General features: G+C 72.6%; 12 protein-coding genes and 1 tRNA gene. 6 read left to right on the forward strand and 7 right to left on the reverse strand.

From position 1 onward, the window contains the following. Nucleotides 1–74 precede the first annotated feature (74 nt). Nucleotides 75–875, forward strand: coding sequence for a helix-turn-helix domain-containing protein (locus AA75_RS09770; RefSeq protein WP_033819466.1), 801 nt, complete (start codon nucleotides 75–77; stop codon nucleotides 873–875). A gap of 76 nt (nucleotides 876–951) precedes the next feature. On the opposite strand, the gene AA75_RS09775 is transcribed toward AA75_RS09770, so the two are convergent. The 5 genes from AA75_RS09775 to AA75_RS09795 all read right to left on the reverse strand — a co-directional run bounded on the left by AA75_RS09775 (nucleotide 952) and on the right by AA75_RS09795 (nucleotide 10,493). Continuing rightward, the gene (locus tag AA75_RS09775; protein ID WP_033819467.1) at nucleotides 952–1,350 is read right to left on the reverse strand and encodes a nuclear transport factor 2 family protein; all 399 of its coding nucleotides are present in this window, start codon (nucleotides 1,348–1,350) and stop codon (nucleotides 952–954) included. A 39-nt stretch (nucleotides 1,351–1,389) separates the two neighbouring features. Continuing rightward, entirely contained in the window at nucleotides 1,390–2,163 is a 774-nt protein-coding gene (locus AA75_RS09780) for a thioesterase II family protein (RefSeq protein ID WP_033819468.1), read from the reverse strand. Nucleotides 2,164–2,176: 13 nt separating this feature from the next. Next, nucleotides 2,177–3,733 (reverse strand): long-chain-fatty-acid--CoA ligase, encoded by a 1,557-nt coding sequence (locus AA75_RS09785; protein WP_033819469.1) that lies wholly within the window; start codon nucleotides 3,731–3,733, stop codon nucleotides 2,177–2,179. A 70-nt stretch (nucleotides 3,734–3,803) separates the two neighbouring features. Continuing rightward, nucleotides 3,804–10,088 carry a type I polyketide synthase gene (locus AA75_RS09790; RefSeq protein ID WP_033819470.1) on the reverse strand — a complete coding sequence of 2,095 codons (6,285 nt, stop codon included), beginning with the start codon at nucleotides 10,086–10,088 and terminating at the stop codon, nucleotides 3,804–3,806. Between the two features lie 69 nt (nucleotides 10,089–10,157). Beyond that, nucleotides 10,158–10,493: an acyl carrier protein gene (locus AA75_RS09795; RefSeq protein WP_033819471.1), complete on the reverse strand. Its 336-nt coding sequence runs from the start codon at nucleotides 10,491–10,493 to the stop codon at nucleotides 10,158–10,160. Between the two features lie 300 nt (nucleotides 10,494–10,793). On the opposite strand from AA75_RS09795, the gene AA75_RS09800 reads away from it, so the two are divergent. Beyond that, nucleotides 10,794–12,467 (forward strand): chitinase, encoded by a 1,674-nt coding sequence (locus AA75_RS09800; protein ID WP_051812069.1) that lies wholly within the window; start codon nucleotides 10,794–10,796, stop codon nucleotides 12,465–12,467. Nucleotides 12,468–12,534: 67 nt separating this feature from the next. On the opposite strand, the gene AA75_RS47225 is transcribed toward AA75_RS09800, so the two are convergent. After that, complete coding sequence (locus AA75_RS47225) at nucleotides 12,535–12,741, reverse strand: hypothetical protein (RefSeq protein ID WP_033819472.1); 207 nt, start codon at nucleotides 12,739–12,741, stop codon at nucleotides 12,535–12,537. A 161-nt stretch (nucleotides 12,742–12,902) separates the two neighbouring features. Here AA75_RS47225 and AA75_RS09810 point away from each other — a divergent pair, with 161 nt between their 5' ends. Further along, nucleotides 12,903–17,330 (forward strand): hypothetical protein, encoded by a 4,428-nt coding sequence (locus AA75_RS09810; protein WP_033819473.1) that lies wholly within the window; start codon nucleotides 12,903–12,905, stop codon nucleotides 17,328–17,330. A gap of 23 nt (nucleotides 17,331–17,353) precedes the next feature. Next, the gene (locus AA75_RS09815) at nucleotides 17,354–17,731 is read left to right on the forward strand and encodes a VOC family protein (RefSeq protein WP_033819479.1); all 378 of its coding nucleotides are present in this window, start codon (nucleotides 17,354–17,356) and stop codon (nucleotides 17,729–17,731) included. Between the two features lie 67 nt (nucleotides 17,732–17,798). Here the strand turns inward: AA75_RS09815 and AA75_RS09820 are convergent. Beyond that, nucleotides 17,799–17,872: transfer RNA gene (locus AA75_RS09820), tRNA-Lys, on the reverse strand. Between the two features lie 171 nt (nucleotides 17,873–18,043). Between AA75_RS09820 and AA75_RS09825 the strand changes: the two genes are divergently transcribed. After that, nucleotides 18,044–19,624: a Na+/H+ antiporter gene (locus AA75_RS09825; RefSeq protein ID WP_033819474.1), complete on the forward strand. Its 1,581-nt coding sequence runs from the start codon at nucleotides 18,044–18,046 to the stop codon at nucleotides 19,622–19,624. A 214-nt stretch (nucleotides 19,625–19,838) separates the two neighbouring features. Next, nucleotides 19,839–21,500, forward strand: a complete 1,662-nt coding sequence (gene pgi, locus AA75_RS09830; RefSeq protein ID WP_033819475.1) for a glucose-6-phosphate isomerase — start codon at nucleotides 19,839–19,841, stop codon at nucleotides 21,498–21,500. The last annotated feature ends 176 nt before the right edge of the window (nucleotides 21,501–21,676 follow it).

Below are 21,676 nucleotides of genomic sequence, written 5' to 3' on the forward strand. Positions count from 1 at the left end.
CGCCCCTGACGGTCCGCCGGCCCGCCGAGTTGTGCCGCGGGGGCCGGATACCGCAGGGTTGAGAGGTGACCCACGTGCCCACCGCCACGGACAAGCGCCACCAGCGACCGGTCGGCGAGCTGATGCGCCACTGGCGCGAACAGCGGGGGCTGAGCCAGCTCGTCCTCGCCACCCGCGCCGAGATCTCCACCCGGCACCTCAGCTTCATGGAGACCGGCCGGTCCTCGCCCAGCCGGGAGATGCTGCTGCGCCTGGCCGAGCAGCTGGAACTGCCGCACCGGGAGCAGAACCACCTGCTGCTGGCGGCCGGTTTCGCACCGGCGTACGGCGACTCGCCCCTGGACGCGCAGGAGATGGCGCCGGTGCGTGAGACCCTCCGGCAGATCCTGGCCGGCCACGACCCGCTGCCCGCCCTGGTGGTCGACCGCGGCTGGAACATCGTCGAGCACAACAGCGGCTTCGCGCTCTTCACCGAGGGCGCCGCCCCGCACCTGCTGCGCGGGCCGATGAACGCGCTGCGGCTCGCCCTGCACCCCGAGGGCATGGCCCCGAGGATCCTCAACTTCGCCGAGTGGCGGGCCCACCTGCTCACCCGGCTGCAGCGCCGGGTCACGCTGACCGCCGAACCCCGGCTGACCGAGCTGTACCGCGAGGTCAGCGCCTACCCCTACCCGGGGCCGCAGCCCGAGACGCCCGAGGTGCCCGACAGCGGCGACCTGATGGTGCCGCTGCGGATCGGGTACCGGGGCGCCGAGCTGGCGCTGTTCTGCACCATCGCGACCTTCGGGATGCCGCTCGACATCACCGTCGCCGAGCTCGCGATCGAGACCTTCTTCCCGGCCGACGCGGCCACCGGCGCGCTGCTGCGCGGCTGACACCGGGGCCCGCGGAGCGGCGCGGGGACGCACCGAGGCCGGCCGGGGCTGCAACCCCCGGCCGGCCTCGGTGGGCTCAGGCGGCCGCCGGCGGCGGCACGGTGTACGACGGCGGGGTGTCGATGTACTGGTAGTCGGCGGTGACCTTGCCCTGCTCGTCGAGCACGACGAAGTCGAAGCCGATCGCCTCCAGCGCGCCGGTCTCGGCCGACACCATCACCCAGTTGAAGCGCAGGGTGGAGTGGTGCCCGACCGCGTTGGCCGAGGAGCGGAAGGCGAACCCGCCGACCTTGTACGCCTCGTGGGCGTACCCGATCTGGGTGGCGATGGCCTCGTGGCCCTTGGACTCGGCGAGGAAGTTGAAGTAGCTGCCCTCGGGCGCCCACAGCTCCTCGACGGCCTTGCGGCGGGCATCCGGGTCGCTCTCGTTCCACAGCGCGACGTAGCGGTCGGCGAACTCGTTGGGGTTGGTCATTCCGGTACTCCTTTCAGGGGGCGGGGCTCGGGGAAGGGGTCAGGCCGCGTCGCTGACCTGCCGGCGCAGCAGCCGGACGAAGTCGGCGGTGATCGAGAGGGTCTCCTGGTGCAGGAAGAAGTGCCCGCCGGGGAAGACCCGGTTGCCCAGGTACTCGGGGGTGCGCGGCGCCCAGGACGCCATCGCGGAGGAGTCCACCAGCGGGTCCTGGGTGGCGCTGTAGCTGACGATCGGGCACGGCACCTTGGCGCCGTCGTCCTGGTAGCTGGCGCAGACCAGCAGGTCGGCCCGCATGGTCGGCATCATCATGTCGAGCGTCTGGCGGTCCTTGAGGATCTCCTCGGGCAGCGAGCCCAGGCCCCGCGCCCACTCGACGATCTCCTCCTCCGGCACCTCCAGCTGCTCCACCGGGGGAGTGCGGAAACCGACCGGCGCCCAGGCGGAGGCGCCCAGCAGCACCGGGGCGGGGCCGCCGCGGCGCCGTACCTCCTCGGCCAGCCGGTAGCCGAGCAGGGCGCCCATGCAGTGCCCGAAGAACGCGAACGGCCGGCCGTCGAACTCGTCCTCGATCTCGTCCGCCAGCTGCTCGATCAGCGGCTCGATCTCGGTGAACGGCTCCTCCTTGAGCCGGTCCTGGCGGCCCGGCAGCTGGATCGACTGGGCCGAGATGTCGGCCGGCAGCATGGGCAGCCACTCGCGGTAGATCGAGGCGCCGCTGCCGGCGTAGTGGAACAGGAACAGCCGGGTCGGCGCGTCCGGGTCGGACTCCGCCTGGAACCAGCGCCCGGTGACCGGTGCGGTGCGCTCCGCCATCGAATGTGCCTCCTCAGGACGGGCTCGGTGCGGCCAGCTGGTCCCGCAGGACCCGGCGGAGCACCTTGCCGGTGGGGTTGCGCGGCAGCACGTCCAGGAAGTCGTAGCTGCTCGGGATCTTGAAGTCGGCCAGCCGGCCGCGCAGGAAGAGCATCAGCTCGCGTCCGCTGACCTGCTCCCCGGGGGCGCGGACCACGCAGGCCCGGACGGTCTCGCCCCAGCGCTGGTCCGGTACGCCGATCACGGCGACGTCGGCGACCGCCGGGTGCTCGCGGACCGCGTTCTCCACCTCGACGGGGTAGATGTTCTGCCCGGCGACGATGATGGTGTCGCTGATCCGGTCGCACAGGAACAGGTAGCCGTCCTCGTCCAGGTAGCCGAGGTCGCCGAGCCGCAGCCAGCCGTCCACCAGCGCCTTCGCGGTGGCCTCGGGCTGGCGCCAGTACTCCACGAAGTGGGCCGGGGTGTCGACGCAGACCTGGCCGATCCGCCCGGCCGGGAGCTCCCGGCCCTCGTCGTCGACGATCCGCACCCGGTTGCCCGGGCAGGAACGGCCGGCCGAGGTCAGCCGGGGGTTGCCCGGCACGTGGTCCGCGGGGGCGAGACAGGTGACCACGCTGCCGGTCTCGGCGGCCGCGTACATCTGGGCCAGGTCGCAGCCGAAACCCTCGATCGAGCGGGCCAGCAGCGCGGGGGAGATCGGCGCGCCGCCGTACACCACCTTGCGCAGCGAGGCGAAGGTCTCCCGGGTGACGCCGCGCTCGGCGAGCATCATGTCGAGCATCGCGGGCGCCGCCCAGGTGGTGGTGATGGCGTGGCGCTCGATCAGCCGGACCGCCTCCTCGGCGTTGAACATCCGCATGATCACGCTGGTGCCGCCGACGTTCAGGGTGTGCATGAACCAGGCCATCCCGGCCGAGTGCAGGCCCGGGAAGCAGATCAGCGTGCGGTCCTCGGCGCGCCAGTCGATCCAGTCGGTGCCGTGCCGGCGCATCGACTCGATGAAGGTGAAGAACGAGCGGTGGGCCAGCACCACGCCCTTGGGCAGGCCGCTGGTGCCGCTGGTGTACATCTGCAGCACCGCATCGTCGGTGACCGCCTCGGCGGGCAGGTCGGTGTCGGGCGCCGCGCCCTTCCAGGCCAGGAAGCCGCCGACCCGGTCGAGGTCGGTGTCCAGCTCCACCAGCGCCTTCAGCGAGGCGGGCCGGACCTTCTCCACCGTCGGCAGGAACTCCCGCTCCACGAAGAGTAGTTCGGCGCCCGAGTCGGCCAGGATGTGCTCCACCTCGCGGGCGGTCAGCCGCCAGTTGATCGGCACCAGCACCGCGCCGCCCTTGGCGCAGCCCACCGCGAGGTCGTAGTAGTGCTCCGACTCCCGGCCCAGATAGGCGATCCGGGCGCCGCGGCCGAGGCCGGCGGCGCGCAGCGCGTGCGCGGTGCGGTTGCTCTCCCGGTGCAGCTGGGCGTAGCTGAGTGCGCGGCCGTCGCAGATGACGGCGGGGTGCTCGGGCCGCTCGGCGGCGTGCCGGGCCGACCGCGCGCCGATGGTGGCCTGTGCTGCTTGGTCCATGGTCCTCTCCGTCCGATCTCGGTCAGGCCGGTGGGGGCCGCAGCTGGCTGCGGCCCCCACCGGACCGGCGTCAGGCCGCGGCCGGCGCCGGGGTGATCTGCTGCTCCAGGAACTCGCTCAGCTGCCCGGCGGACGGGTGGTCGAAGGCCAGCGACGGCGGCAGCGGCACCCGGAAGGCCGCCTCCAGCGAGTTCTTCAGCTCGACCGCCACCAGCGAGTCCAGCCCGAGCTGGACGAACTCGGTGTACGAGTCGATCGCGTCGGCGTCCTCGAAGTGCAGCACGTCGGCCACCTTGGAGCGGACGAACTCGTCGATCACGACGAGCCGTTCGGCCTTCGGCAGGGCGGTCAGCGCGTCCAGGTCGAGGGTCCGCGCCGAGTCGGCGCCGGCCTTCACCAGCAGCTCGTACAGCGCGTCGCTGACCGGCTTGGCCGCGGTGAACCGGTCCCAGTCCGCCTCACCGGCCACCACCTGGGCGACCGGCCGGCCGAGCACCGAGGCCAGCGCCCGGGTGCCCTTGGCCGGGGTGAACAGCCGGATCCCCTCGTCCTCCCACTTCTTGATCAGCGAGTCGTCCAGCCGGGCCGACATGCCGACCTCGGCCCACGGCCCCCAGTTGACCGACAGTGCGGGCAGCCCCTGCCCGGCCCGCCAGTGCAGCAGGGTGTCCAGGAAGTAGTTGGCCGCCGCGTAGTTGGACTGGCCGGGCGCGCCGACCACCGAGGCCGCCGACGAGTACCCGACGAAGAAGTCCAGGTCGGGCAGGGCGGCCGCGGCCTCGTGCAGCAGCCAGGTGCCGTACACCTTGGCCCGGAAGACCTCGTCGAGGCTCTCCCAGGTCTGCGCGGGGACCGGCCGGTCGTCCACGGTGCCGGCCGAGTGGATGATGCCCGCCACCGGGTGGGCACCGCCGGCCAGCGCCGCCATGATCCGGGCCACGTCGGCCGGCTCGGCGATGTCGCCCTGCAGCACGGTCACCTCGGCCCGCTCGGCCAGCCGGTCGAACAGGTGCTTGACGTCCTCGACCGGCTCGGGGCGGCGGCTGACCAGGGCCAGGTGCCGGGCCCCGAGGTCGACCAGCTTCTCCGCGGTGACCAGGCCGAGCGCGCCCAGACCACCGGTGATCAGGTAGGTGCGGTCCGGGGAGATCGCCACCTCGCGGGCGGCGGGCGCCCGCTCGCCGGCGAAGTCCAGCACCAGCTTGCCGACGTTGGCGCCCCGGCTGAGCACCCCGAAGGCCTCCTCGACCTCGTCCAGGGTGTACGCGGTCGCCACGATCGGCGGCAGCTGGCCGGACTCGACCAGGGCGATCACGGTGCGCATGATCTCCTGGTTGAGCGGGATCAGCTGGTCCTGCGGCAGCTCGCTCAGGTCGAAGTTGTGGTAGGTCACGTCGGGCCGCTCGGCGGCCACCTGCTCGGGGGTCCAGGCGCCGACCTTGCCGAGCTCGATGAACCGGCCGCCGGTGCCCAGCGCCCGCATACCGGCCGGGATGTAGTCCTTGTTCAGGCTGTTCAGCACGATGTCGACGCCGCGGCCGCCGGTGATCCGCTCGATCTCGTCGGCGAAGTCCAGGGTGCGCGAGTTCATCACGTGCTCGATGCCCTGGGCCTTCAGCAGCGGCCACTTGTGCGGGCTGGCGGTGGCGAAGACCTCCGCCCCGGCCAGGCGCGCCAGGTGCGCCGCGGCCTGCCCGACACCGCCGGCCGCCGCGTGCACCAGCACCCGGTCGCCCTGCTTGATCCCGGCCAGGTGGTGCAGCGCGTAGTAGGCGGTGACGTACACCGAGATCAGGCCCGCCGCGGCGGTGAAGTCGATGTTGGCGGGCTTGCGGACCGCGACCGCCGAGGGCACCGTGACCCGCCGCTTGAACAGGTCGAGGTAGTTGAGGATCACCTCGTCGCCGACCGCGAACCGCGCCTCGGGGCCCGCCGCCAGCACGGTTCCCGCGCACTCGAAGCCGAGCGGCTGGTCACCGAAGTCCTTCAGCATGCCGAGCGCGTTCAGCACGTCCTTGAAGTTCAGGCCGGCCGCGTGGACCTCGACCTGGATCTGGTCGCCGACCGGCGCGATCTCCTCCGCCGGCACCGGCTTGATCCCGCCGAACTGGCCGTACTCCTTGATGGCCAGCCCGAAGTTGGCGTCCTGCCTGGCCCGCGGGTCGACCGCCAGCAGCCTGCGCACGTGCCGGAAGCCCTCCCGGTACGCCACCTGGAACTCGCCGGTCTCCCGGGCGTGCAGCTCGTCCAGCAGCGGCAGGTGGCCACCGGTGCCCGGCAGGTCCAGCAGCGTGGTGCGGTACGCCGGGAACTCGTTCAGCAGGGTGTGGCCGAAGCCCCACAGGCTGGACGCGGCCAGCTGCGACCCGCTGCCCGGCTCGTCGCCGTACAGCACCTGGGAGCGCTCGGTGACCAGCCACAGCCGCTGGTTGCGGCCGAAACCGGCCTGCTCCAGGGCGGCCAGCAGCTCCAGCAGCGCCCGGTAGTTGAGCTCGGACTCGGCCCGCAGCGCCTCGGCGCCGGTGCCCCCGTCGCCGTGCTGCCAGTACCAGGCCAGGTCGGTGACCTGCTGCCCGGCGAGCACCCGGGTGACCTCGGCCGCGGTGGCGGCGAAGCTCAGGCTCCCGCCCTGCTCGGCCAGGCGCGGCAGCGCGCCCTCGAACTCGGCCGCGTCCCGGCCGACCACCAGCAGGTGCCGGCCGGCCACGCTGTTCGCCCCGGCGAGCGAGCGCTTCACCCAGCGCATCTCGTGGAAGAAGCTGCGGCGCGCGCCCGAGAAGGTCTCGGCGACCCGCTTCAGCCCGAGCCCCTTCAGCTCGAACACCGGCCGGTCGCCGTCGAGCGCCAGCAGGTCGGCCGACAGGTCGACCTCGTCGGTGTCGGCCGGGACCACCCGCAGCAGGGTGCGCAGGGTGTCCGCCTTCGGCTTGCGGAACAGCCGGAACCGGCCGAAGCGCACCGGCAGGTAGTCGTTGCCGTCGTCCGCCAGCGCCGCCATGTTGTGCATGGCCGCGTCCAGCAGGGCCGGCGGCATGTGCTCCAGCGCCCCGGCGCTGCGGCCCTCCAGGTCGCCGACGGTCAGGTCGCCGGGGTAGCGGTGCACCGAGCGCATCAGCCGGAACTCCGGGCCGTAGTCCAGCCCGGCGCCCGAGTACGCGGCGTACACGTCCTCGGCGCGCAGCACGTCCTCCGGCCGCTCGGCCGCCTCCGCCAGCGCCAGCAGCTCCTGCGCGGCCCCGGTGAGCTCGTCGGACACCTCGGCCTCGGCGCCGATCACGGCGACCGCGTGCAGCCGCTCGATCACGGCCGGCTCGCCCTGGGCGTCCCGGGTCTCGGCCAGCGACACGATCTCCACCGAGCCGGTGCCGTCCGGCCCGGTCCGCAGCCGGGTGCGCAGCCGGGTGGCCCGCTCCTCGTCCAGGAACAGCGCCTCGCGGAAGCCCACGTCGCGCACCGGCCGGCGGGTGTGGCCGTGCACCGCGTCCAGCAGCGCCAGCACGATCTCCAGGTAGCCGGTGCCGGGGAAGACGACCTGGCCCATGGCCACGTGGTCACCCAGGTAGGCCGGCTGGGTCGGGCTCACCGAGCTGCTGAACTCCCGGATGCCGTCGGCCAGTTGTTCCGGGGTGGTGGTCTCGCTGCCGAGCAGCGGGTGGCTCGCCGTGCGGCCGTCCACCCCGGCGGCCCGCAGGCCGTGCCGGTTGGCCCGGTTCGGCAGCCAGTACGACTTGCGGTCGAAGGCGTAGCCGGGCAGCGACACCAGCCGGTGCGGGCGGCCCGCGTGGTAGCCGCTCCAGGAGAAGGCCAGCCCGGCCGCGTAGAACTGGGCGATCGCGGCCCGGATGGTCCGGCCGGCGGTCTCCTTCGGGCTGAGCCCGCCGATCCACAGGTGGTCCTGCGGGGTGACCGACTGCTTGGCCGCACCGGTCAGCGCCGGGGACGGCCCGATCTCGACGATCGCGTGCTTGCCGCGCCGCTCCAGCGTCTTCATCCCGGCGGAGAACTCGACCGCCTCACCGATGTGCCGGATCCAGTACTCCGGGTCGCTGAGCTCCGCGAACCTGGCCACCTTGCCGGTCAGGTTGGAGATCAGGGTCAGCGACGGCTCGCGGAACCGCACGTGCGCGATGGCGGCCCGGAAATCATCGAACACCTCGGCCATCAGCGGCGAGTGGAAGGCGTGCGAGACCTTCAGCTGCTTGACCGTCAGCCCGGCGTCGGTCAGCTGCGCCACCACGGTGGCCAGCGACTCGGAGCCGCCCGAGATCACGGTCTGCTGCGGCGAGTTGACGGCCGCCACGGCCAGGTCGGGGTACGGCTCCAGCAGCGGCGCCACCTCCTCCACCGGCGCGGAGACCGCGGCCATCCCGCCGGGCGCCGTCACCGACTGCATCAGCGAGGCCCGGGCCGACACCAGCGCGGCGGCGTCGGCGAGGCCGAACAGGCCGGCCACCGCGGCCGCCACCACCTCGCCGATGCTGTGCCCGATCAGCACATTGGGCTTCACACCCCAGGACATCCACAGCTTCGCCAGCGCGTACTCCAGCGTGAACAGCGCCGGCTGCGCGTACAGGGTCTGCCCGAGCGCCTCGCCCTGGCCGTCCAGGTCGAACATGATCTCCCGGACCGAGCGGCCCAGGTGCCCCGCGAACAGCCGGTCGCACTCGTCGACGTGCTCCGCGAACAGCGGGAACTGCCGGTACAGCGCGGCGCCCATGCCCGCGTACTGCGAGCCCTGGCCGGTGAACAGGAACGCCACCTTGCGGATGTCGCCGCGCGGGCCGGCCGGCTCGGTGCCCGCGTGCTTGGCCAGCAGCGCGGCCAGCTCCTCGCGGTCGGCCACGTTGCCGGCGATCCGCTGGGCGAAGTGGCTGCGGCCGGTGTTGGCGGTGAAGCAGAGGTCCGCGACGTCCAGCTCGGGGTGCTGCTCCAGGTAGCGCCGGTAGCGCTCCACCTGCAGCTGGAGGGAGCGCTTGGTCTTGGCGGAGAGCGTGAAGACGTGGCCGCCCTCGTGCTCCTCGGGCGCGGCGGCCGGGGCGATGTCCTCGACCGCGGGTGCCTCCTCCAGCACGGCGGCCGCGATGGAACCCGCGAAGCCGAAGCTGTTCACCACCGCGCGGCGGGTCTCGGCCTTCCACGGCCGCGCCTCGGTCGGCACGGTGACCGGGATGGAGTCCCACGGGATCCGGCCGGAGGGGGTGGAGAGGTTCAGGTGCGGGAAGACGGTGCCGGTCCGCATCTGCAGCACGGTCTTGATCACGCCGCCGATGCCGGCCACCGGCTCCATGTGCCCGAGGTTGGTCTTCAGTGAGCCGACCGTGACCGGGTTCTCCTTGGTGTGCGACTTCGCGAACACGTCGCTGATCGCACCCATCTCGATCGGGTCGCCCAGCGGGGTGCCGGTGCCGTGTGCCTCGACGTACTGGATGTCGGCCGGCTCCAGGTGCGCGTTGCGCAGCGCGGAGCGGATCACGATCTCCTGGGCGGTGCCGTTCGGCACGGTCAGCCCGGCGCTCTCGCCGTCCTCGCCGATCGCGGTGCCGCGGATCAGCGCGAGCACCCGGTCGCCGTCCCGCTCCGCGTCCGAGAGCCGCTTGAGCACCAGCACGGCGCAGCCCTCGGCACGCACGTAGCCGTCCGCCGACTCGTCGAAGGTCTTGCAACGCCCGTCCGGGGCCAGCATGTTGGCCTGCGAGAACATCACGAAGATCCGCGGGTGGTGCAGGCAGTTGACCGCACCGGAGAGCGCGATGTCGGTCGCGCCGCTGCGCAGCCCCTCGACTGCCAGGTGCATCGCCGTGAGCGAGGAGGCGCAGGCGGTGTCCACGCTCAGGCTCGGACCGCGCAGGCCGAGGAAGTACGACAGCCGTCCCGACAGCGGGAACAGCGTGATGCCCGCCGCGAGGTGGCCGTCCAGCTCCTCGTACGGCAGGCCCTCCATCTCCAGCGCGTAGTCGATCGAGCTGGCGCCGATGTAGACGCCGCCGTTGCTGTGGCGCAGCGTCCCCGGGTCGATGTTGGCGTTCTCCAGCGCCTCCCAGGCGGTCTCCAGCAGCAGCCGCTGCTGCGGGTCGACGAAGTTCGCCTCCTTGGGGGAGATGTTGAAGAACTGGGCGTCGAACTGGTCGATCTGGTCGAGGAATCCGGCCCCGGTGGTGTGGACCTTCCCCTTCTCCTCGGCATCCGCGGGCTTGAACGCCGGGACGTCCCAGCGGTCCTCGGGCACCGGGCGGATACCGGAGCGGCCCTGGCCGAGGAACTCGGCGAACCCCTCGGGAGACTCGTTCCCACCCGGGAAGCGCAGGCCGATACCGACTATCGCGATGGGCTCGTTCTGCTCCGGTTTGTTCGACATTCCCGTTCTTCCCTTTCAAAGGTCGGCCGCCGTGCTGCGGCAGGTCGCTGAGGTGCCGGGCGCGCCCGTCTACAGGGAGCCGGACCCGGCCGGCAGCTCGTCGAACAGGTCGCCGAGCAGATCGCCCGTCAGGTGGTCCAGCAGCTGGTCGATCGTCGGGCTGTTGAACAGGGTGGTGGTGCTGACCGCGATGCCCAGCTGCGCCTCCAGCCGGGTCTTCACCTCGACGATGCGCAGCGAGGTGAAGCCCAGCTGGAACCAGCTCTCGTCGGTGGGCAGGTACTCGTCCTCGTCCATCAGCAGGCTGGCCTTGAATTCCGTCACCACGAGGGATTCCAGGGCCTCCCGGCGCTCGGACCGGGGCAGCGACCGGAGCAGTTCGATCGTCGCTATGGATTCACTCATCGCGTGCACCCGTTTCCGCGCGGGGAGAAGTTCGGCAAAGCGACCGCCTCCGTCGGTTCTGGGCCGTCGTCCCTGCCGGCCCCACGTGGGCAACATGCGAACACGGGCGGCTGACCACGCCCTGACCAGCGACTGACTCGGGCGGGCGGCGGTGGCCGCGGCCCGGTCCGGGATCCATTGACAGGGACTGCCGGATTCGCTTCAGTGGTCTAGTCCAAACCGGTGACGCCGTCGCGCGTCCGGCCTTCCCCCACAAGGCATTTGGGCACCCCCATGTCCTGAGGCAGGAGCATCCCCCACATGCGTACTCCCCGAAGAACAGCTCTGCGCCGCGGCGGCCGCCGCACGCTCGCGGCCGGCACCGCCTGGGCCGTCGCCGCGGCCGGCGCGGTCGCGCTCAGCTTCGGCCTGGCCCCCTCGGCCAGCGCCGGCGAGTTCCTGGTCAACGGCGGCTTCGAGACCGGCTCGCTCGGCCCCTGGAGCTGCACCGGCGCCACCGGCAGCGTGGTCACCGGCCAGTCCCACAGCGGCAGTCACGCCCTGGCCGGCGCCGCCTCGGCGAGCGACAACGCCCAGTGCACCCAGACCGTCACGGTGCAGCCGAGCACCACGTACACGCTCAGCGCCTACGTCAACGGCGCGTACGTCTACCTGGGCGTCAACGGCGGCGCCTCCACCTGGACCCCGGGCACCGGCGGGGCGTACCAGAAGCTCACGGTCTCCTTCACCACCGCGGCCGGGCAGACCAGCGCGACCGTCTTCACCCACGGCTGGTACGGCCAGGGCACCTACTACGCGGACGACGTCTCACTGGACGGCCCGGGGGCTCCCACCAACCCGCCGACCACCCAGCCCCCGACGTCCCAGCCTCCGACCAGCCAGCCGCCCACGTCCCAGCCGCCGACGTCCCAGCCGCCGACCAGCCAGCCGCCCACCACCCCGCCGCCCGGCGGCGGGCTGCCCGCCCACGCGCTGGTCGGCTACCTGCACGCCAGCTTCGCCAACGGCGCCGGCTACACCAGGATGGCCGACGTGCCGGCCTCCTGGGACGTGATCGACCTGTCCTTCGGCGAGCCGACCTCGGTCACCTCCGGTGACATCCGGTTCAACCGCTGCCCGGTCAGCGAGTGCGCCTCGGTCGAGTCCGACGCCGACTTCAAGGCGGCCATCGCCGCCAAGCAGGCGCAGGGCAAGAAGGTGCTGATCTCGATCGGCGGCCAGAACGGCCAGGTCCAGCTGACCACCACGGCCGCCCGGGACGCCTTCGTCTCCTCGGTCTCCGCGATCATCGACCGCTGGGGCCTCAACGGCCTCGACATCGACTTCGAAGGCCACTCGCTGTCACTGAACACCGGCGACACCGACTTCAAGAACCCGACCTCCCCGGTGATCGTCAACCTGATCTCGGCGCTGAAGACCCTGAAGGCCAAGTACGGTCCCGACTTCGTGCTGACCATGGCCCCGGAGACCTTCTTCGTCCAGCTCGGCTACCAGTACTACGGCTCGGGACCGTGGGGCGGCCAGGACCCGCGGGCCGGCGCGTACCTGCCGGTGATCTACGCGATGCGGGGCGACCTCACCCTGCTGCACGTCCAGGACTACAACTCCGGCTCGATCATGGGCCTGGACGACCAGTACCACTCCATGGGCGGCGCCGACTTCCACGTCGCGATGACCGACATGCTGCTCAAGGGCTTCCCGGTGGCGGGCAACACCGCCAACGTGTTCCCCGCACTCGCCCCCTCCCAGGTGGCGATCGGCATGCCGGCCACCGTCAACGCGGGCAACGGCTACCTCGCCCCCGCCGAGGTGGACAAGGCGCTGGACTGCCTGACCAAGGCGGCCAACTGCGGCAGCTACGTCCCCCGCAGCGGCGTCCAGCCGAACCTGCGCGGCCTGATGACCTGGTCGATCAACTGGGACCAGTTCGGCGGCAAGGAGTTCTCCCGGAACTTCGACAGCTACTTCGGCTGACCCCCCCGACGACAGGCACCGCCGGCCTCCGGCCCCTGCGAGGGGCGCCGGAGGCCGGCGGCGCGGGTCAGCCGCGGCTGCCGCTGAGCGCGGCCCGCAACCACCCCGTCAGGGTCCGGATCAGCCGGTCGGCCCGCTCGGTGCCGTCCTGGCGGAACGGCAGCACCAGCAGCGCCGGCGCGCAGGCCAGGCAGACGAGCAGCAGCGGCAGCAGCGCGAGCGCCACCAGGGCCACCCGCTGCCAGCCGGCCAGATGGTTCAGGAACGTCAACACGGTTGTCTCCTCGGGTCGGTGGGGCCGTGCCCAGCCTCGGTCCGGACCCGGTGACCAGGACAGCGATCCCGGACCCCGGACCGTCCGAGGCGGCTAGGCTCACGGTCACGGCGGGGTCCGAAGGACCGCGTCCGAGGTACCGGCGGTGGGGGACGGACGGCATGGACGGCGGCGACTGGTTCGGCTCGCTCAAGGAGTTGGAGCGCAGGGCGAAGGCGGCGAGAACGGCCGCGGGCCACGACGGCAGCCGCACCCCGGTCCTGCGCGAGCTGAACCTGGCCAAGCAGACGGTCTCGGGATGGTTCGGCAGGAACGTCCCGCCGGACTTCGACGACATCTGGCCGCTCATCGAGTTCTACCTCCGCTGGGCGGGCGATCCCGTCACCCCCGACGTCCGTCGCGGCTGGCACGCGGAGCACCGGGCGGCCCGGCCGCGCCGGGAGCCGGAGCCCGACCGCGGCGGACCGGACTGGGCCGAGCTGATCCGCCGCCACCCGGTCTGGGCGCCGGTCCCACCTGAGTGCGATGACGGCCGACTGCTCGCGCGGGTAGCGGAGTTCGCCCGCAGGCTGGAGCTCGTCCGGCAGTTCAGCCAGGACGACCCATGGCTGGACCCGGGGCTGCCCGCCCGCCACCTCGACCGGGTCACCACCCTGCTGAACTGGATGGCGCCGGAGCACTGCACCCCCGCCGAGGCGGCGTTGCTGACCCTCACCCCGCTGCTCGACCAGGCGTACCGGAGCACCTCCGCGGTCCGGACCGCCGCCGCCGTCGGGCCGCAGGACCTGGGCGCGAGCGCCGACGGCAGCGGCGAGGTCCGGGGCTTCCACAGCTATCTGCTCGGGTACCCCTGGCTGGTCCGCCGCGCGCGCCAACGCGAGCTGCCGGGGCGGGAGCCGGCCGCGCGGGAGATCGGCTGGTGGCTCTTCCACCGGTGGATGGCGGAGAAGCGCGATCTGCCCGAGGCGGCGGTCGCCGACCTCCTCACCGCGGCCGGGGCCGACGACGACCCCGCGTTGCGGGAGCTCCTCAGACCTCGCCGGGTCGCCGGCCTGCTGCACGCGCTGCGCCTGGGGCCGGGGCGGCTCGCCGACGACGAAGCCCTCGGCCTGGCCGTCCAGGAACACCTCGAACTGTACGGCGGTCACCGGCCGGGGACGGTCCGGCTGCGTCTGATCGGGCTGCTGCTGGCCGTTGCCCGGGTGATGGCCCTGGAACCGTCGGACCTGCCGATGGTCCTCGTGGAACACCTCGGCGTCCCGCACGCCGTCGACCTGGACCGGCTGCGGGACACCGTCGGGTCCGCGACCTGGCGCCGGTACGGTCCGCAGGACCCGCCGAAGGACTGCCGGCTCGAGGCGCTCTGCGACGACCCGGCGACCCTGTCGGCCCTGCGCGAGCAGGTGGAGCGGGTCGACGCCCTCCTGCGGGTGGTCCACCGGCTGGCGGACCGGCATCCCCCGCTCGCCCCACTGCGCAGGCTGCCGACCCACGCGTCCCCCGCCGAGGTGCAGCCGGCCCGCGGCGAGGACCGGAGCCCGCGGTTCAGCGACCGGACGGCGAGGTTCACCGTGGACGAGCGGCAACTCCGGGAGCTGCTGATGGGCAGCCGGTTGTACGGCAGCCCGACCCTGGCGATCCGCGAGATGTACCAGAACGCCCTCGACGCGTGCCGCTACCGGCGGGCCCGGGTGGAGTACCAGCTGCGTTCCCAAGGCCTCGACGTGCATCCCGACTCCTACCGGGGCGAGATCACCTTCCTCCAGGACGTCGACCAGGACGGCCGCCCCTACCTGGAGTGCCGTGACAACGGAGTCGGCATGGGGGAGGAGCAACTGCTCGGTGTGTTCTCGCGGGCCGGTTCCAGCTTCACCGGGACCGACGAGTTCGTCCAGGAGTCCGCCGACTGGGAACGGCACGGCATCCGGATGTTCCCGAACAGCCGGTTCGGGATCGGCGTCCTGAGCTACTTCATGCTGGCCGACGAGATCCGGGTGACCACCTGCCGGATGCACCGCCTGCGCGGCCAGGGCCCGACCCTGGAAGCGATCATCGCAGGCCCCGGGCACCTGTTCCGGATCGAGTCCCCGAGCGGCTGTGCGGCGACGCCGCACACCGTCGTCCGGCTCTACCTCAGGGAGGGCGAGCTCACGGAGTCCTGCGTCGACGTGCTGCAGGACCTGGTCAAGGTCTCCGAGTTCACGCTGCACGCGGTCGACCTGACCCGCGGGCTGACGGCACGGTGGACGCCGTGGACGCTCAACCCGGCGTCCCGGAGCGCGAGCCGCGGGGCCGCGTCGGGGGGCGCCGGGCGGAAGGCGTCCGAGCCGCTGGTGCACGCTCGGCGGCACCCGCAGGGGCAGGTGATCTGGCGCTCCGGCCGGATGGAGCTCCTGGTCGACGGCGTACGGGCGGCGCCGGCCGTCCGCAGCGGTCTCGTCTCGGGCTCCGAGGCGAGCTGGCTGGTCCCGGAGGGGATCGAGCTGGGCGATGGCCGGCCGGCCGGCGCCTTCGTCAACCTCTGCGGGCCGGACCCGGTGGCCCTGTCGGTGGACCGGAAGACCATCGTGGAGGACGTGACGGACCGGGTCGAACTCCTGCTGCGTGCAGCCGCCGTCGACGTGGTCGAATCCGGCTTGCTCGGCCACCGGTGGATCTGGTCACTCGGTCCGGCGCTGGGGGACATCGTGACCGAGGCGGCCGTCTCGCGGCGACGGCTGCTGGCGGTGGGGCCGAGGAAGCTCGATCTGTCGGCCGCCGGCTTCTTCCAGTCGGACCTCGCGCTGCTGGAGACCACGCGCCTGGGGGTCGAGCGGATCAAGCTGAACAGCATTCCCGACCACCTGCTGCTGTGGCGCCTGCTCGCACTCGACCTGCTCGACGAGTGGCCGCAGCTGGCCGAGGAGATCGGCGACCGGGAGGCCCTGGGCCCGCTGCTGCCGGCCCTGCCCAGCGACGGGAGGCTGCTCGGAACGGACCGCACCTGGAGGGAACCGCACTCCGTGGTCGAACCCGGCCTGGTCCTCACCCTCGCCGATGATCTGGGCCGCCCGCCCGCGGAGGTCGCTGCGCGGATGTCCGCCCTCGGGGTTCTCGGGTTCGGACCGGACCTCTTCGCCGACCGGCCGGTGCCCGATCGGGTGGACCGCAAGCTGCTCGGCCTCGATCCGGACCGTGACAGGGCCCGGGGCCGGCCGGAAATGGGCCGGCCGGAGGTGGGGCGGCCGGTGCCGATCGGGCGGATCCTGGAGATGCACGTCGACCTGGGCACGGGTGTGCACGAGATCGTCCGCAGGCTCCGCGGCTTCGGCTGCCCGGTCCCCCTCGCGGATGCCCTGCCGGACCTGATCGGTCCGGTGGACCGGCTGATCCTCAGCCGTGGCCGGAACGGCAGGGTGCCGTGGCTCGATGACGATGACCCGGTTCCGGCGGGCCGGATCGTGACGGCGGCCCGGGAAGCCGGGCTGTCCTGCGACGACGTGGCCGCCCGCCTCCGCGGCTACGGCTTCGTGGTGGGGACGGCCTTTCCCGAACCGGTCGACGGCGACCTGGTCGTCCTCAGCCGGGACGTCGACGGCGAGGAGCCCTGGCTCGCTCCCGGCGAACCCGTGTCGGCGACCCACGTCCTGCTGGCGGCGTCGTCCGTCGGGGCTCCGGCCGAGTACGTGCGGGAACGGCTGGCCGCCTACGGCTTCGAGCCGGACCCCGTGCCGCCCGGCCTCACCTGGTCGGACGTCGACCGGATGCTGATCAGCGTCAACGCCGACGAAGAGGCGCCGTGGTTCGACATCCGGCAGCCCGTGCCGCTCGCGCGACTGGCCTTGGCCGCGTGGCGTACCGACCGTACGGTGCGGACGGTGGCGGCCGGCCTGGTGGGCCTCGGCTTCGACCTGGAATCCGAGCCGCCGGCCGGGAAGGAGTCGGAGCGGGACCTCCGGCTGCTCGGGAAGGCCGTTCTCGGTGATGCGCAGGACGACGAGGAGAAGGACGAGTCCTTGCCGTGGGACACCCTCGCGACGGGCCGGGTGCTGCGGGCCGCACAGGCCGTCGGGATGGCGCCGGAGCAGGCGGTCCGCCGGCTGACGGAGCTCGGGTTCACCGTCCGGCACGGGGAGGCGCTGACGGCGGGCACCCGGCCCGGTGACCTCAACCTGCTGAGTCGAAACCTGGACCAGCGGGCGCCGTGGCTGACCCCCGGCAGCCCGGTCGGGTACGGCCACGTGGTGCGGGGAGCACTGCACCTGGGCGTACCCGTGGCCGAGGTGGCACGCCGGCTACGGCGCCTCGGGATCGATGCCCGGGTGCCGGTCGGCGACGAGGCGACCCGGGACGATCTGGTCCTGCTCAGCACCGAACTGGACGGCCGGGCGCCGTACCTCGCCGAGGGCGTGCCGGTGCCGCTGTACCACCTGGCGTCCGCGGCCCGACTGTTCGAACGGCCGTTGAAGGAGATCGCGGACCGCCTGAGGGTGCTCGGGCACGAGGTCGCCGACCCGGCCGAGACCGTCCGACGGGCACTCGCCCTGGTGCCGTGGGCGGCGCCGTCGGGGGCCGCCACCGGCATGCGGCCCCCGTCACCGCGGGCCTAGCCTGGAGACAGGAGGTGGTGACCATGTTGGCGGACGCGCCGCTGGTGGCGGTCATCCCTGCCGGGGACCTCGACCGGGCGAAGCGGTTCTACCGCGACACGCTGGGTCTCAAGGTCGCCCGGGAGGGTACGGAGGACATCGCGTTCGAGTGCGGTGGTACGCAGCTCGCCGTCTACCGCACCCCGAGCGGGGGCCAGGCGGCCCACACCCTGGCCAGCTGGAAGGTGGCCGATCTGGACGCCGAGATGACGGACCTGCGCGGCCGGGGGATCGTCTTCGAGGAGTACGACCTGCCGGGCCTGAAGACGGTCGACGGGGTCGCCGAGGCCGACGGGATGCGTGCGGCCTGGTTCAAGGACAGCGAGGGCAACATCCTCTGTGTGAACCAGGTGCCGGACTGACCGGCCGGGAAGGACCCCGGAACGCCGAAGGCCCCCTTGCTCTCGCAAGGGGGCCTTCGACCGTCGGTGCGCCGCCAGGGACTCGAACCCCGGACCCGCTGATTAAGAGTCAGCTGCTCTAACCAACTGAGCTAGCGGCGCCTGCTGACGGAGAGAACATTACCTGGTCAGCGGCCGAAACTCCCAATCGGTTCCAGGCCGCCGGGCGGGGCCGGACCGGCGAGCCGCGGGATCGGTGCGCTTTGCCGCTTTTACTCTGATCGGAGCGCCCGGAGCCGGTCCCGGGCCGAGCCGAGGAGAGGGAGCACCCCGGTGGCCCAGCTGTCGCTGCTCTTCCTGGTGCTGCTCGCCGCGGTGGTGACGGTCCCGGTCGCCCGGCGCTCCGGGATCCCGCAGCCGGTGCTGATGACACTGCTGGGCATCGTGATGGCCCTGGTCCCGCAGATCCCCGACGTGAAGGTCGAACCGGAGCTGATCCTGCCGCTGGTGCTGCCGCCGCTGATCTTCGCGGTCGCCCGGCGCTCCTCCGTCCACTACTTCCGCACCAACCTGCGGTCCATCCTGCTGCTCGCGGTCGCCCTGGTGGTGGTCACCACCACGGCCGTCGCCGGGGTGTACCACTGGCTGGTCCCCGCGGTGCCGCTGGCCGTCGCGGTGGCCCTCGGCGCCCTGGTCTCGCCCCCCGACCCGGTCGCCGCCGTCGCGGTGGCCAACGCCGTCGGACTGCCCCGCCGGCTGGTCGCCGTCCTGGAGAGCGAGGGCCTGTTCAACGACGTCACCGCGATCGTGATCTACTCGCTCGCCATCGACGCCGTGGTCAGCCACGACCTCTCGGTGCCGCACGCGCTGGCCCGCTTCGTGCTGTCCGCGGTGGTCGCGGTGCTGATCGGCATCGCCCTCGGCTGGCTCAACGCCAAGCTCGCCGGGCTGCTGGACGACCCCACCCTCCAGGTCGCGCTCAACCTGCTGGTCCCGTTCGCCGCCTACACCCTGGCCGAGGAGGGGCACGGCTCCGGCGTGCTGGCGGTGGTGGTCTGCGCCCTGTACCTCGCCGACCGGGCCGCGGACGCCGACGACGTCGCCTACCGGCTGGTCGGGAACGCCTTCTGGGAGATCGTCGAGACGCTGATCACCGGCGTTGCGTTCGGCCTGATCGGCCTGGAGCTGTCCACCGTGCTCGCCGACGTCAAGGACAGCTGGCGGGGCATGCTCGGGGAGGCCGCGGCGGTGATCGCCACCGTGGTGCTGGTCCGGCTGGTCTGGCTGCTGCCGGCCGCCTGGCTGTCCCGGCGGGTCAGCCGCAGCGACGAGGACACCCCGCTCAGCTGGCGGGAGACCGTGGTGCTGTGGTGGTCGGGGATGCGGGGCGTGGCCACCGTCGCCCTCGCCCTCGCCGTCCCGCTCACCCTGCACGACCGCACCGCCTTCCCCGGCCGCAGCGAACTGATCTTCGTGGCGTTCAGCGTGGTCTTCTTCACCCTGCTCGTCCAGGGCCTGACCCTGCCCTGGCTGGTCAGGCGGATCGGCCTGGACACCGGCGGCGACGCCCACGAACAGGCCGCCAAACAGCTGTGGTGGCGCGCCTCCAAAGCCGGACTGCGGCGGCTCAACGAACTGGAGGACGAGGAACAGCTGCCGTCCGAACTGGTCGAACGGCTGCGGGAGCGCCAGCACGACCGGCTGACCCGGCTCTACCCCGAGCGGTACGAGGACGGCGAGGCGGCCGAGGCCAAGCGCCGGATCTCGCTGTGGCGCAAGGCCTACGGCATCGAACAGGAGATGATCGCCGCCTCCCGCCGCGAGGTGCTGGCCGCCCGCGGCGAACCCGGCGCCGACCCCGAGGTCGCCGACCAGGTGCTGCGCCAGCTCGACCTGCGCTCGCACCGCAAGTGACGGCGGGTGACCGGCCGCGCGGCCGGGCCCGGATGACACCCGGTGGGCCGCCGTCGCGTGGCCGTGGCGGCCACGGGCCGGGCTGGCCTTAGGCTGGCCGTGGGCAAGGCCGTCAACGGAGTCGGCGCACGCACCGCTGTACCGCCGGACCTCGCGCAACCCTCCGCTGGGCCCTGCCGGTAACCGCAAACCGGATGACTCGAGGAGCAAACCGATGTCGGAGAACCCCGCCACCGGCCGTACCCCGTTGGACCGCACACCGCAGTGGGCCGCGCTGGGGAAGCACCGGGCGGAGCTCGGTGAGCAGCACCTGCGCGAGCTGTTCGCCGCCGACCCGGACCGGGGCCGCCGCTACACGCTGAGCGTCGGCGACCTCCAGGTCGACTACTCCAAGCACCTGGTCACCGACCGCACGCTGGCGCTGCTGCGCGAGCTGGCCGCGGCCACCGGGGTGGCGGAGCTGAGGGACGCCATGTTCCGCGGCGAGAAGATCAACATCACCGAGCACCGCGCCGTCCTGCACACCGCGCTGCGCGCGCCCCGCGGGGCCGTGGTCGAGGTGGACGGCGAGAACGTGGTGCCCGCCGTGCACGCCGTCCTCGACAAGATGGCCGCCTTCGCCGACCGGATCCGCAGCGGCGAGTGGACCGGCCACACCGGCCGCCGGATCCGGCACGTCGTCAACATCGGCATCGGCGGCTCGGACCTGGGCCCGGCGATGGCCTACGAGGCGCTGCGCGCCTACACCGACCGCGGCCTGGACCTGCACTTCGTCTCCAACGTGGACGGCGCCGACCTGCACGAGGCGCTGCACGGCCTGGACGCGGCCGAGACCCTGTTCATCGTGGCCTCGAAGACCTTCACCACCATCGAGACCATCACCAACGCCGTCTCCGCCAGGAGCTGGCTGCTCGCCGAACTCGGCGCCGGCCAGGAGGCGGTGGCCCGGCACTTCGTCGCGCTGTCCACCAACGCCCAGGGCGTCGCCGACTTCGGCATCGACCCGGCCAACATGTTCGAGTTCTGGGACTGGGTCGGCGGCCGCTACTCCTACGACTCGGCGATCGGCCTCTCGCTGATGGTCGCGATCGGCCCGGACAACTTCCGGCAGATGCTGGACGGCTTCCACCTGGTCGACGAACACTTCCGCACCGCCCCGCCGGAGCAGAACGTGCCGCTGCTGATGGGCCTGCTCGGGGTCTGGTACGGCGCCTTCTTCGACGCCCAGTCGCACGCCGTGCTGCCGTACTCGCACTACCTGTCCAAGTTCACCGCCTACCTCCAGCAGCTGGACATGGAGTCCAACGGCAAGTCCGTCGACCGCGACGGCAATCCGGTCGGCTGGCAGACCGGCCCGGTGGTCTGGGGCACCCCCGGCACCAACGGCCAGCACGCCTACTACCAGTTGCTGCACCAGGGCACCAAGCTGATCCCCGCCGACTTCATCGGCTTCGCCGCGCCCGTCCCCGGCCTGCTGCCCGGCCTGGTCGCCCAGCACGACCTGCTGATGGCCAACTTCTTCGCCCAGACCCAGGCGCTCGCCTTCGGCAAGACCCCCGAGGAGGTCGCCGCCGAAGGGGTGCCCGCCGAACTGGTGCCGCACAAGACCTTCCGCGGCAACCACCCGACCACCACCGTGCTGGCCACCGGCCTCACCCCGTCGGTGCTCGGCCAGCTGGTCGCCCTCTACGAGCACAAGGTGTTCGTCCAGGGCGCGGTCTGGAACATCGACTCCTTCGACCAGTGGGGCGTCGAGCTCGGCAAGGTGCTGGCCAAGCGGATCGAGCCGGTGCTGCTCACCGGTGCGGGCGCGGACGCGCTGGACAGCTCCACCGCCGCGCTGGTGGACCGCTACCGCGAGCTGCGCGGCCGCTGACGCCGGATGCCGACCCGCCGCCCCGCCGGGCACTGAGCACGGCGGGGCGGCAGGGCGGTCAGGCCGTCGGCACCGGCCGCGGTGCACCGGCCGGGCCGGGCAGCGACAGCTCCACGGCGACCAGGACCACCGCCGCCAGCACCGCCGCCCCGGCCGCCGGGCGCCACCACCGCCGG

This window comes from Kitasatospora sp. MBT63, assembly GCF_000710465.2.
Lineage (GTDB): Bacteria > Actinomycetota > Actinomycetes > Streptomycetales > Streptomycetaceae > Kitasatospora.

Excerpts from the sequence above, each read along its gene's own strand:
- AA75_RS09775 (WP_033819467.1), bottom strand. The coding sequence starts at position 1,350 with ATGACCAACCCCAACGAGTTCGCCGACCGCTACGTCGCGCTGTGGAAC.
- AA75_RS09780 (WP_033819468.1), bottom strand. The coding sequence starts at position 2,163 with ATGGCGGAGCGCACCGCACCGGTCACCGGGCGCTGGTTCCAGGCGGAG.
- AA75_RS09785 (WP_033819469.1), bottom strand. The coding sequence starts at position 3,733 with ATGGACCAAGCAGCACAGGCCACCATCGGCGCGCGGTCGGCCCGGCAC.
- AA75_RS09790 (WP_033819470.1), bottom strand. The coding sequence starts at position 10,088 with ATGTCGAACAAACCGGAGCAGAACGAGCCCATCGCGATAGTCGGTATC.
- AA75_RS09795 (WP_033819471.1), bottom strand. The coding sequence starts at position 10,493 with ATGAGTGAATCCATAGCGACGATCGAACTGCTCCGGTCGCTGCCCCGG.
- AA75_RS09800 (WP_051812069.1), top strand. The coding sequence starts at position 10,794 with ATGCGTACTCCCCGAAGAACAGCTCTGCGCCGCGGCGGCCGCCGCACG.
- AA75_RS09810 (WP_033819473.1), top strand. The coding sequence starts at position 12,903 with ATGGACGGCGGCGACTGGTTCGGCTCGCTCAAGGAGTTGGAGCGCAGG.
- AA75_RS09815 (WP_033819479.1), top strand. The coding sequence starts at position 17,354 with ATGTTGGCGGACGCGCCGCTGGTGGCGGTCATCCCTGCCGGGGACCTC.
- pgi (WP_033819475.1), top strand. The coding sequence starts at position 19,839 with ATGTCGGAGAACCCCGCCACCGGCCGTACCCCGTTGGACCGCACACCG.